General features: G+C 70.2%; 10 protein-coding genes and 1 pseudogene. 3 read left to right on the top strand and 8 right to left on the bottom strand.

Annotation, left to right across the window (positions count from 1 at the left end; all coding sequences use genetic code 11):
• Positions 1-330 precede the first annotated feature (330 nt).
• A pseudogene (locus AB0D34_RS34800) lies at positions 331-492 on the top strand (pirin family protein); the annotation flags it as partial.
• 551 nt (positions 493-1,043) lie between these two features.
• Here the strand turns inward: AB0D34_RS34800 and AB0D34_RS34795 are convergent.
• The gene (locus AB0D34_RS34795; protein ID WP_362669029.1) at positions 1,044-2,564 is read right to left on the bottom strand and encodes a carboxylesterase family protein; all 1,521 of its coding nucleotides are present in this window, start codon (positions 2,562-2,564) and stop codon (positions 1,044-1,046) included.
• 193 nt (positions 2,565-2,757) lie between these two features.
• Here AB0D34_RS34795 and AB0D34_RS34790 point away from each other — a divergent pair, with 193 nt between their 5' ends.
• The gene (locus AB0D34_RS34790; RefSeq protein WP_362669026.1) at positions 2,758-4,122 is read left to right on the top strand and encodes an aromatic acid/H+ symport family MFS transporter; all 1,365 of its coding nucleotides are present in this window, start codon (positions 2,758-2,760) and stop codon (positions 4,120-4,122) included.
• Between the two features lie 66 nt (positions 4,123-4,188).
• Positions 4,189-5,262 carry an alpha/beta hydrolase gene (locus AB0D34_RS34785; RefSeq protein WP_362669023.1) on the top strand — a complete coding sequence of 358 codons (1,074 nt, stop codon included), beginning with the start codon at positions 4,189-4,191 and terminating at the stop codon, positions 5,260-5,262.
• 251 nt (positions 5,263-5,513) lie between these two features.
• Here the strand turns inward: AB0D34_RS34785 and AB0D34_RS34780 are convergent, their stop codons facing one another.
• From AB0D34_RS34780 to AB0D34_RS34750, 7 genes are all read right to left on the bottom strand, one after another.
• Complete coding sequence (locus AB0D34_RS34780) at positions 5,514-5,648, bottom strand: hypothetical protein (protein WP_362669020.1); 135 nt, start codon at positions 5,646-5,648, stop codon at positions 5,514-5,516.
• A gap of 11 nt (positions 5,649-5,659) precedes the next feature.
• Entirely contained in the window at positions 5,660-6,079 is a 420-nt protein-coding gene (locus AB0D34_RS34775) for a roadblock/LC7 domain-containing protein (protein WP_362669017.1), read from the bottom strand.
• 9 nt (positions 6,080-6,088) lie between these two features.
• Positions 6,089-8,053 (bottom strand): nitrate- and nitrite sensing domain-containing protein, encoded by a 1,965-nt coding sequence (locus AB0D34_RS34770; protein ID WP_362669014.1) that lies wholly within the window; start codon positions 8,051-8,053, stop codon positions 6,089-6,091.
• 54 nt (positions 8,054-8,107) lie between these two features.
• Entirely contained in the window at positions 8,108-9,367 is a 1,260-nt protein-coding gene (locus tag AB0D34_RS34765) for an Nramp family divalent metal transporter (protein WP_362669011.1), read from the bottom strand.
• Between the two features lie 155 nt (positions 9,368-9,522).
• Positions 9,523-10,251, bottom strand: coding sequence for a GntR family transcriptional regulator (locus tag AB0D34_RS34760; protein WP_362669008.1), 729 nt, complete (start codon positions 10,249-10,251; stop codon positions 9,523-9,525).
• A 105-nt stretch (positions 10,252-10,356) separates the two neighbouring features.
• Complete coding sequence (locus AB0D34_RS34755) at positions 10,357-11,169, bottom strand: hypothetical protein (RefSeq protein WP_362669005.1); 813 nt, start codon at positions 11,167-11,169, stop codon at positions 10,357-10,359.
• Complete coding sequence (locus AB0D34_RS34750) at positions 11,162-12,247, bottom strand: maleylacetate reductase (protein ID WP_362669002.1); 1,086 nt, start codon at positions 12,245-12,247, stop codon at positions 11,162-11,164. The genes AB0D34_RS34755 and AB0D34_RS34750 overlap by 8 nt, the downstream gene beginning before the upstream one ends.
• Positions 12,248-12,292 lie beyond the last annotated feature (45 nt).

Below are 12,292 nucleotides of genomic sequence, written 5' to 3'. Positions count from 1 at the left end.
GACGCCGCTCAGGCAGGAGCTGAGGTCGTCGAGGGCGGTCCACCGGCACGGTCTGCGCCGGCCCCTGAGCGCCCGGGTCGTCAACGGCATGCACAACGAGGATGTGGTCGGCTTCACCACCGCCCGCCGTTTCGCGCCGAACCGCCCGTACCGGATCACCTTCAACGGTGGCGCCCACGGCCCGGGCGGCAATGCCTACTGCCAGGCCGTCACGCCCCCGGCTCATCTCCGGGTCTTGAGTGCCGGGGGCGGAGTGCGAGAGGGCCGAGGGTGGTGTAGCCCTCCAGCCTGGGCTCCGTCGCGGTGAGGCCGTACGCCTCCACCTGGAAGTTCTGGAACTGGATCGGGCGGTCTCAGGAGGAGATCGTGCAGGCGCGCCGGGACTGGATGGAGGGCTCGCGGTTCGGTGAGGTGAAGGGGTACGAGGGCGCTCCGCTGCCTGCACCGGAACTGCCGGCGGTGCCGTTGAAGCCGTGGGGCAGAGTGCGTTGACCTGCAGGAATGCCGTGCTTCGGTGACGCTGTCCAGTGGGGTGCGGCCGGACAACGCCTCCCGCGGTCTACCGCTTGCGGGAGGGCGGTCGACCGCGTTGCCGTCTCGTGCTGGGGTGGGCGGCGGTTCCATGGTGTGGCCGTCTGTGGGCGGCTGTGGCAGACCTTTGCTGACTTGCCTGACGCTCAGTCAGGCCAGGTGGCGCCCACGGCAGCGGCTCGCCGTCGCCGTGGCCGGCGCGAACATGCACGACAGGCTTGGGCGAGCCGCTCATCCGCGGCGTACCCGCCGAAGGTGAACGCCTCTGTCGGCACCGCGGGAAGATCGAGCGGTCGGTCGCCATGTGAGGAGCCAGGCCGTGTGGTCCGGTGTGAGGGGACCGGCCTCGGGCGAGCCGGCGGCCGTCGGCAAGGTCGGCCCACACACTTACCGGCTCGTGCGAAACGCGCGCGAGCCGGGTGTGGCTGACCGGGGGCCCGATCGGGGTGCGCGGATGTCAACGGGATCGCGCTAGGAGGCTTCGCCGGCAACCGATCCGCCGCCGGAGGCCGTTACCGGTTCAGCAAGGGCAGTGGGGCGAAGGTGTGCCGCTCCCACAGCTGTCGCGAGGCCTCCTCGGGATATGCGGCGACCTTCGGGGTGGCGTCGAGGATCTGCACGAGGCGCTCCTCGGTGTCGTAGGCGGTCCAGCCCGGGTCTCCTGTCGTTGCGAAGGCGGCCCAGGCGGAGCGGAACTGAGCGGAGAGCGCCTCGGTCTCGGGTGACGGCGTGGGGCCGATCAGCATGTCGCCGAGGCCGCCGTAGACGCCGAAGGTCAGAGGCACGTCCAGGCCGTGGCAGGCTCCGAGGGCTCCGCCGTTGGCGGGAGCGGGCCAGGTGAGCTCGTACACGTGTGCCCGACCACCCCCGGCCACGTGCGCCTCGGCCAGATGCAGCGAGGGCATGCGGAACAGCCAGTCGGACTGGACGAGTTCGAACAGGTACTCCGAGGAGGCATCCGGGAATACGGCGCGGTACGCCTGCTCGGCGTCCGCTGTCGGACCGAACAGACCGAGGGTCAGTGAGGCGAGGCCGTCGTCCACGCGGCCCAGCAGCCCGCCCAGGAGGAGAAAGAGCCGGAACTCGTCCCGGTTGTGCCCGACGATCAGGTCCACGTCCCGCGCGGCGCCGCTCGCCAGCGCCTCCCACGGTGTGGAGGCCAGGACGTCGCCGTCGACGACGGGTGAGAACGGGGTGGGGGTGAAGGCCACAGCACCCCAGCGGTGCGCGTACTCACGCATCCTGGGGCCGAGTGCGGCCCCGGCCTCGGTGAGCTTGCGCGGGTCCACGGCCGACAGGTCGTCCACCGTCGGGCGCAGCCCGAGTGCGCCGGTCATGACCTCGGCGATGTCCGCTGCCAACGCGTCGGAGAAGAACGTGCCCGGCACGCTCTGAGCGATGGCCCGCTGGAACAGCCCTCGCGCCCGGGGCATTGCCATGAGAGCGGCGATGGACCCGGCGCCGGCCGACTCCCCGAAGACGGTGACCTGTTCCGGATCGCCTCCGAAGGCGGCGATGTTCTCGCGCACCCACTCCAGGCCGGCGACCTGGTCGAGCAGACCACGATTGGCGGGCGCGCCGTCGATCCGCAGGAAACCCTCGATTCCGACGCGGTAGTTCAACGTGACCACGACCAAGCCGCCCTCCCGGGCGAGGCGGGCGGCGTCGTAGGCCGGGTCGTCGGCGGAGCCGAACTTGTAGGCACCGCCGTAGATCCACACCATGACGGGGCGTCGTGCGGCCGGATCCTGGTCAGGTGTCCACACGTTGACGGTCAGCCAGTCATCCCCTGCCAGCGCGTTTCCGGAGAGAGCCGCGTCGGGGCCGAACGGCTCCTGTGGGGGCGGCGGACCGAACGTCAAGGCATCCCTGACGCCGTCCCAAGAGTCCACCACGCGCGGCGCACCGAAGCGCAGCGCACCCACCGGCGGCTGGGCGAACGGGATGCCACGGAAGACCGCGAGCCCCTCCACGTGGTGGCCACACACCGCGCCCGCCACGGTCGTGACCTCGGGATATCCGTCAATGCTCATGTCTCTCCTCATTCGACCGCCATACGGCTGCCGGTCCGCACAGGAACACGAGTCCCGGAGAATGCCGGACGCAACGCCATTGACACGCACCCGACCCGAGCCGAGACTCATAGCCAGCTCGTAGTGAACCATATTTCACCAGACGAACACACTTGTTCTTGTTCCGGGCCCCACCCCATCTCCAAGGACGAAGATGCGTACCTCCGCTGTGTCCCGTCCCCCTCGGCACACGTTCCGCACGGTCTTCCCAGTGCTGTCCCTCTGCTGGCTGGCCGTGTTCTTCGACGGCATGGACGTCAACATCTACGGCGCCGTCATGCCCCACATGCTCGACGACCCACACCTCGGGCTGACCCCGGCCACCGCCGGAACCATCGGCAGCTGGACCACGTTCGGCATGCTCGTCGGCGCGCTCATCGCCGGCAATCTCACCGACTGGCTCGGTCGACGCCTGATGCTCGTAGCCAGCGTGACGCTGTTCTCCGTAGGCTCGGCCATCTGTGCCGTGGCCCCCGGTGTCGGTCTGTTCGGCGCCGGGCGGTTCGTGTCCGGTCTCGGCCTGGGCGGGCTCATGCCGCTGTGCCTGGCCATGGTGATGGAGTTCGCACCACCACGCCGGGCCGCCCTCACGACCGCCCTGCTGATGACCTCGTACCACTTCGGAGGGATGGCGGCGACCGGCCTGGGCCTGACCCTGGCGCCGGCTGCGGGCTGGCGCTGGGTGTTCTGGGCGGGCGTGCTCCCCGCCGTGATCGCCGTACCACTGCTGCTCAAGCTGCTGCCGGAATCACCAGGTGTACTGCTGGCACGCGGCAAGCGCGAAGAGGCCGACGCGGTCGCGGACCGCTACGGAATCCCCCGCCCCACCATCGTCGCCGCTCCGGCGGCCGGTGCGGCGGGCCGCCTCGCCGCCGTGCGGGCCCTGTTCCGGCCACAGTCCCGCTGGGCCACCCCGCTGCTGTGGCTCGCCTCCTTCAGCGGACTGCTCCTCGTCTACGGCGTGAGCACCTGGCTGCCGCAGATGATGCGCGCCGAAGGCTACGGACTGTCCTCCTCGGTCAGCTTCCTCATGGTGATCAACGCGGGCGGCATCGTCGGTCTGCTGATCGCCGGCCGCACCGCCGACAGGTTCGGCACGGTGCGCGTGTCGGCCATCTGGTTCGTGCTCACCGCCGCCGGCGCCCTGCTCCTCAAATCCCATCTCCCGCTGGGAGTCACCTACATCGTTGTCGCCATCACCGGAGTGTGGCTGTTCAGCGCACAGGTCATGGTCTACGCGGCCACCAACACCGTCTACCGCGACAGCGAACGCGCCGCGGGCCTCGGCTGGGTCACCGGCATCGGCCGCACCGGCGCGGTCGTCGGCCCCTGGCTCATCGGCCACCTCGCCACCAGCGGCAACCAGAGCTGGGGCTTCACCGCCTTCGCGTTGGCCGGACTGATCGGCGCCGTCGCGATCTCCTTCGTACCACTGGCACAACGGGCGGGCAGAGGCGACGCCTCCGTCCAGGGTTCCCGCACGGTGGCCACGGCCCCCGCAGGTACCGCGGACAGGTGACGCTCGGCCTCTCCCCCCTCCAGCACCGCCTCACTCCCAACCCCCCACTCTTGAAGAGGAGTCGGCATGCATCTGCGCATTCGGACACCCCTGGGGCGCCTCCCCCGAGCCTTGGCGGCGGCTGCCGCGGCCGTCGCCCTGATCACGGCCACGGCAGCCACCAGTACCTCCCCCGCGCGCGCCGCCGTGGATGTCGAGGTCACCAAAAACCTCGCCTACGCCCCCGCCCAGCCGTCCGGCACCCAGGGTCACCTGCTCGACCTGTATGTCCCCCGCGCCGACCGTCCGCTTCCCTTGGTGATCTTCACCAGCGGTTCGGGCTGGCTGGCCGACAGCGGCCGCACGGGCGCCGACAAGGTCGCCGCCCAGCTCAACCCGCATGGGTACGCCGTCGCCGGCGTCGCGATCCGCTCCAGCGGACAAGCTCAGTTCCCGGCCCAGTTGTACGACATCAAGGGCGCCATCCGCTGGCTGCGGGCGCACGCGACGACGTACCACCTCGACCCCGACCGCGTCGCGATCATGGGTGACTCGTCGGGTGGCTGGACCACAGCGATGGCCGCCGTCACCGGGAACATCCCGGCATTGGAGGGCGACGTCGGGCCGCTCGGCCCGTCCAGTGCCGTCCAGGCGGCCGTGCCGTTCTACCCGCCGACGGACTTCCTGCAGATGGACGCGCACATGCCGGACAACTGCAGGGCGTTCAACTCGGCCTTCGGACTGACGAACTGCCACTCCGACGCCCGATCACCCGAATCACGACTGCTCGGCTGCACCATCACGGCCTGCCCCGACAAGGTCGCCGCCGCCGACCCGCTCACTTATGTGGGGAATCGGTCCACCCCACCCTTCCTGATCCTGCATGGCGAGCAGGACACCATCGTTCCGTACCACCAGAGCCGACTGCTGTACGACAAGCTCGTGACTGCGGGCACCGATGTTCGCCTGATCTCCTTCCCGAGGGCCGGACACGGCACGAACTTCGCCATGTTGAGCGACGACGCGACCCGCGAGGGCGCCTATGAGGAGACCGCACACGAGGGGCAGGCCTCGTCACCGCGTCCGGTGACACCGACCTGGCAGACCGTCATCTCCTTCCTGGATCAGAGCCTGTCCGCCCTGTCCGCCAGGTCGCACTGATGAGTGCTGCGCTCCTGCAGGCGTCGCCGTCGTTCGCCGAGCGGTTCGCGGCCGGCAGTAACAGCAAGCCGAACTCGCCCGGTTCGGGGGCTATGCCGCCTCCGGCTGCACCGCCGAGCGTGCCATTGTCCCGCTGAAGCACGTCGAGGATCTCTGCCGTGACTGGAAGGACCGCCAGTGCACCAGCCCGGTTGTGCACCGTACTCCGGCACCTGGCAAAGACCCTGCACGTTGGCGTCCCGGACGACTGCTCAGCCCACGGGGCAGCCCTGCCCCTGCTGACCGTCCGGGGCGGTCGCCATGCGGACCATGAAGACGTCGAAGAAGACCGCGAGCGCGAGGCCGAAGCCTATGCCCGACTCCTCACCGACCGAACGCGTCGCCACAGCCACCACGCTCAGCGCCACTCGCGCCGCGCCTGTCCGGAATCACCGACGAGCTTGGGGGTGAGCAGCGCGCCGGCACGGTCGGCGAGGACGGCCATCTCGTAGCCGACGAGGCCGATGTCGCAGCCCTCCTGGGCGAGTACGCCCAGGCAGGAGCCGTCACGCATGTGGGTGACCATCATGAAACCGTCGATCATTTCGATCATGACGAGCTTCATCCCGCGGAAGCCGTATGTGTCGGCGGCGTTCTGGGTGAGGGACACGATGCCGGACACCAGGGCGGACAGGTGGTCGGCGAGATCGCGGCTGAGGCCGTCGGACGCCGCGATGAGGAGGCCGTCGGAGGAAACGGCGACCGTATGGGTGACGCCGTCGGTGGTGCGGGCGAAGTCGGAGACAAGCCAGGTGAAGTTCTGGTGCGCGGAGGTCACGAGCCGTTCCTATCTGGTTTCGGCGCGCGCGATGCCCGCCCGGAAGCCGTTGAGCATGGAGGAGACGTACCTTCGCCGGTCCGGTGGTGGGGCTTCGTCGGGAGCCAGGAGACGGCCGGGAAGGACGACGAGAGCGGACACTCCTCCGCCCGGAGTGTCCGAGAGCAGCACGTCGACGCCGTGCCGGCGGGCGAGGCGGCCGACGACGTAGTGGCCGAGGTAGCGGGTGGGAGCGACGATGAACGCCTCCTCCCCGGCGATACGGGCGTTGGAGCGTGCGAGGTCCTCAAAGGACATACCGACCCCGTAGTCGACGACGGCGAGGTGGTAGTCGTCGCCGTCCGCCCAGCCGTGGACGTCCACGGACCGGTCGGGAGGGGAGAAGGTGAGGGCGTTCTCGATCAGTTCGGCCAGCAGATGGGAGAGTTCGGCGACGGCGCGGCCGCTGATCCGGCGGGGCTCGATCTCGGCTATGGAGACCCGTCGGTACTGCTCGACCTCTCCGATGGCGGACTGGACGAGTTCCAGACTGGTGGCCGGTGTGTTCCGGAACTGGGGACTGCGCTCGTCGACCAGGACGAGCAGGCTCTCGGCGTTACGGCGCATACGCGTGGCGAGATGGTCGAGCTCGAAGAGTTCGGCGAGTGCCTCCGGGTCGAGCTCCTGCTGTTCGAGGGCGCTGATGAGGGCCAGCTGACGGCGGACGAGCCCCTGGCTGCGACGGCCGAGGCTGGCCAGCGACTCGGCGGTGTTGCGGCGCAGCAGGGCTTGTTCGGCGGCCAGACCGATGGCGGTGCGCTCGACGTTGTGCAGGGCCGCGACGACACGGGAGATCTCCTGTGCGCTGCTGTGCGGCTGCTCGCCTTCTTCGGCCGGGACGAGTTCGCCGGACTGGATGCGGGCCACGGTCTCGGGGAGGCGGCGCTGGGCGACGTCGTCGGCCTCGCGGGCCAGATCATTGAGAGGCCTGGTGATGGAGCGGCCCGCGAGGATCGCGGCGGCGATCAGGGCGGTCACCACCACCGCGCCCAGGAGGATGTAGCCGGCCAGGGCGGTGGCGGCCTCGTCGCTGAGGGTCTTGGCGCGCGCTCGCACATCGGCGTCGACCCGCTGCTCCCCTCGGTACACGGTGCTGTCGACACGAACCATGTCGTTGGCGTACGCCGACGCGTCGAAGTCGAGCCGCGACCCGTCGGACGCGCTCAGAGCGGCCTTCTCGATGGCGTCCAGGCGCGGGGACATGGTCGAGGAGAACAGCTTCCGGACGGCGTCACTCTGGGACGGGGTGGAGATCTTGAAGAAGCGGTTCATGGCGGACAAACGGGTCGCCCGGATACCGGTGTAGTCCATGTACTCCGTCCCCCGGAACCGGCCCGCGGCCAGCACGCCGGCGAGCAGGCCGGCTTCCTGGCTGCCGGCCTCCTTGGTCTCGGCCAGCGCCTCCAGGGCGGCGAAATCCTTGCGCAGTTGCGGGTCGCTGCGCGTGGCCTTGTCGGTGGTGGGGTCGCCGGCGGCGAGTGCGCCGATCACGTGGGTGTAGTAGGCCTGGGTCTTCTTCCCGTCGGCCCTGCCGGAGTCCACGGAGTCACGGATCGACGAGAGCTGCCCGAAGCGGCTCATCGCGTCGGTCACGACCGGCTCGTCGCGCAGCTCGCGGCGGAAGGAGTCGACGCGGTCGCGTGGCCCGGCGAGCTGTGAGCGGTAGCTCTTGTCCTCGGCGACCAGGTTGCTGAAGGTGCGTTCCTCCTGCAGGTTGTGCACCAGCCCCTGGATGCGCAGGCTCACCCCGATCTGCTCGTCGGTCTCACGCGCGTCCTGGTACGACCGCAGCTGGTTGTCGACGGCCACGCCGACCATTACCAGCAGAAGGCAGGCAGGCACCGCGAGGATGAGCGCCATGCGCCCGCGGATGGTGCGCCAGCCGAGGGCCCTGCGGAGCGTCCGGACCCTGCGGCCCGTGGCGGACAGCGTCATGCACGACTCCGTCTCATGTATCAGTTCGTCATACGATCGGGCGGTAGTGGTGACTCAGCCGAAGAAGACCTGCTGCAGCAGATAGAGGTTGATACCGGAGATGAGCAGAGCCGCCACCCACCCCACGAAGGTGGTCACGGGACGGTTGACCAGATCGCCCATCAGATCCCGGCGGCGGCTGATCAGTACCAGGGGGATCAACGCGAACGGGATGCCGAACGAGAGCACCACCTGAGATGCCAGCAGCACGGTGTCCGGCGACATGCCGATCGCGAGGACGGTCAGTGCGGGTGCCATGGTGATGGCCCGCCGGAGGAACAGAGGGATCCGCCTCCGCAGGAAGCCCTCCATGATGACCTGGCCGGAGTAGGTGCCCACGCCTGAGGAGGAGAGGCCGGACGCGAGGAGGGCGGCGGCGAAGGCGAGCGCGGCGCCGCCTCCGACGATCCGGCCGAAGCCCTGGTGGGCGCTGCCGAGACTGCCGTCGAAGCCCCCGGCGGCATCGTGGAAGACGGCGGCCGCGACGCAGAGCATCGAGAGGTTGATCAGCCCGGCCAGGCTCAGGCCCAGCGTGGTGTCGACGCGCAGTGTGCGCAGGGCGCGTCGGCGCTCGGCCGGGCCCTGCGGCGCTTGCCGTTGTGCGGTGAGGGCCGAGTGCAGATAGATGACGTGCGGCATGACCGTCGCGCCGATGATGCCGATGGCCAGCACCACGGAGTCGGTGCCGTGGAAGGCCGGCACCATCCCCGAAGCCAGCCCCGAGGCGGACTGGCCGCCGGCGGCGACGACGGTGTACGCGAAGCCCAGGGCGATGATTCCGAGCAGGAAGACGATCGCCAGCTCGAACGGGCGGTAGCCGCGCCGCTGGAGGGCCAGGATCGCGAAGCTCACTACCGCGGTGATCAGCCCGGCAGGGAGCATGGGCACGCCGAAGAGCAGATAGAGGCCGATCGCCGCGCCCACGAACTCCGCCAGGTCGGTGGCCATGGCCACGACCTCGGCCTGTGCCCACAGTCCCACCACGACCGGACGGCGGAAGTTGTCCCGGCAGAGCGTCGGCAGGTCACGTCCTGTGGCCAGACCGGTCTTTGCCGACAGGTACTGGATGAACATGGCGACCGCGCAGGCCGAGACGAGGACCCAGACGAGCAGGTAGCCGTGTCGGGCTCCGGCCTGGAAGTTCGTGGCGAAGTTGCCGGGGTCGACGTAGGCGACGGCGGCGACGAAAGCAGGCCCGTAGAAGGCGAGTCGGCGCCGCCGGACGATGGCCGCCTTGGCCAGGGGTGGGGCTGGTGCGGAGATGCCGGTGCTCATCAGGGGCTCCTGCGAGTCGGAAGGGAGTGAGGAGGCATGTCGGCGGGGCCGAAGCCGCAGCAACAGATTGTACGTGCGTAATATCGTCATACAATACTAGGGGGTGCGGATCTGCAATGGAGTGGGATCAACACGGTTCGCGCTCTCGGCCCTGCTCAGTTACGTGCGGTGCCGGACTCGGGTCCGTCGAGGGCCGCCAGCGCCCGGAAGCCCGCTGCGTACGAACGGTCCACATGCGTGGCGCAGGCGAGAACGGCCCGTTCGGCGTCCCGGTCGGCCAACGCCTCGTAGATGCTGCGCAGTTCGGCTCCCGCGGCACGCGCGCGGCCCGGCGAGCACAGCGAGGCGCACATCAGTACGACGATCCGCGCCCGCAGTTTCACCAGGGCGTCCAGCGTGACCATGACGCCGGCAGCACGCAGCAGCAGTCCGTAGAAGTTGTCCCGTGCCTGCAGCAGGGCCGACGGGTCCGGCGGGAGTTCCGCCAGGTCCTCGAACTCCATCAGGGCGCCGTGCAGCGCCCTGAGCTGGGAGTCGGAGGCGTGTGCGACGAACCGCCGCACCGTGACCTCCTCCAGAGCACGCCGGACCTCGTCGATCTCGGCGGCCTCCTCGGGCGAGGGCACGCACACCACGCATCCCTCGTCCACGGTGGTCAGCCAGCCCTGCTCGCAAAGGTCACGGAGGGCCTGACGTACCACGCTCCGCGAGACGCCGGTGCGTCCCACGACCAGGTTCACGTCGAGCCGCTGCCCCGGAACCAGCCGCGACCAGCAGATGTCCTCGCGCACCGTTCGCAGGACGCGATCCCTGGAGGAGGCCATCACCGAGGCCGTCTCCAGGCGCGAGTAGGGCTTCCTTGCCCACGAGCCTTCGTGCTCCACGGCAGTGAGGCTACGGCCGGTTCGTCATACAATCAATGCCTTGTGTGGCGCGATTTCGACGGGGTGCGTCCGCACAGGGCGTCGGGGCGGTCGCCGCAGTCGTCGTCACGGGGCGGTACGGCTCTCGCTCGGGCGCGCGCTCTCCGCGACCTCCTCGACCCGCTCCAGCAGGCGAGTGCGCAGCATACGCCGCAGACGTACGACCGAGTCCTCGTTGAGATGGTGCAGCGGGTCGTCGTACGTGGTCAGCTCGATCCTCGCGCCCAGGGAGGCCAGGGCGCCGGCTGTCCGCTCGGCCCGCACGAGGGGGACGAACTCGTCCTCCTGCGCGCACAGCAGCACGATTTCGGTGCCGGGCAGCCCGTTTTCCGGCCGCGCGGGCCAGGGCTTGGCCACCGGCCCGAGATGGCCGCCGGTGTGCAGGAACGCGCCGGCGCATGACGGCTGCTCCCGCAACAGGTACTCCGAGAGCAGGCAGGCTCCCTGGGAGAAGCCGAACAGCACCACGTCCCGTGCGGCCCAGCCCATGCGCTCCAGGTCGGCGAGGTGGGTGCGTACCGTGTCGAGGGCGTGGTCCAGGTGCGGCTGGTTCTCCTCCAGCGGTGCAAGGAAGCCGCGCGGATACCAGGTGTCGCCGTCGGCCCCCGGGACGACCCAGGTCACGCCGGGGAGGTTGACCCGCTCGGCCTGCTCCACCATGAAGCCCGTGCCCTGCCCGCGCCCGTGCACCGCGTAGACCACCAGCCCGGCCCGGTCGAGGGGCGCGCCGCGCAGCAGTGGCGGGCGCGCCAGGTGCGGGTTGCCGGGCGCGGTGGTGAAAGCCGTCGTCTCTGTCCCGGGCGCGGTGGTGAAAGCCGTCGTCTCCGTCTCGGGCGCGGTGGTGAAAGCCGTCGTCTCCGTCTCGGGTGTCTCAGGCATCTCGGACCGCCTCGCTGTCTCGTGGTGGCTCCCCGGCCCAGGCTCGGGTGAGCAGGTCGGTCAGTTCCCCGGTGCCGACCGGGACGGGGTTGTCCTGCGGCACGTACGGCAGGATCAGGCCGGCTGCCTCAGGGATGTCCTCGCGGCGCATTCCGTGGTCGGCCAGTGCGCGCGGGGCGTCGAGCGTCTCGCGCAGCGCGTTCAGACCGCTCACCGGCGTGGCGCTGCCCAGAGCGGCGGCGATCCGGCGGGCCACGTCCGGCGCACCCGGCGCGTTGAGCTGCAGCACGTAGGGCAGCACGGTGGCGTGGGTCTGGGCGTGCGGCAGGTCGTACGCCCCGCCCAGCACATGACAGATCTTGTGGTGCAGCCCCGATCCGGCGGAGGCGAAGGCCACCCCGGCCAGGTAGCAGCCGTACAGCGTGGCGTCCCGTCCGTCGATGTCCTCCGGCTCCCGGACGATCCGGCGCAGCCCGTCCGCGACGGCCCGCAGGCCCTCCATCGCGAAGGCCTGGTTGACCGGATTGGTGCGCGGGGCCCACATCGAGTCGACGCAGTGGGCGATGGCGTTGAGTCCGGAGGCCACCGACAGACCGGCGGGCAGTGACAGGGTGAGCTCCGAGTCGTACACCACGGCGACCGGGAGGACGGCATCGTCGGCGCCGGTGGTCTTGCGCGCGGCCTCCGTGAGGCCCCAGACGTTCGTGGCCTCGGAGCCGGCGTACGTCGTCGGCACCGCGACGATGGGCAGCCGCGTGGTGAGCGCCACGGCCTTGGCCAGTCCGGTCGTGGAACCGCCGCCCACGCAGACGACGAGGTCGGCGTCGCATGCGGAGGCTGCGGCGCGAGCCGCCTCGGCCTGTTCCACGGGTACGTGGGGTCGGACGTCGGCGTGCCGCAGCACCACCGGGAGGTCCGCCGTCACACGGTCGGCGATCGCGGCCTCGGCCGGCGCGGCGATCACCATGACCCTGCGGGCGCCCAGGCGGTCGGCCTCCGCGGCGAGGTTGCGGGCGGCACGGCCGTACCCGAAGAGGACGCGTTGGCCGAGCGTGATGTTCTCGAAGGTGAGGCTCACTGTTCGTTCCTGTCGGGGACGGGCGGGGACGGCGGTGCGCGCCGG

It is taken from the genome of Streptomyces sp. NPDC048420 (assembly GCF_040651535.1).
Taxonomy (GTDB): Bacteria; Actinomycetota; Actinomycetes; order Streptomycetales; family Streptomycetaceae; genus Streptomyces.
Note: the sequence above shows the minus strand (reverse complement) of the source record. Positions and strands in the feature narration are given on the sequence as shown.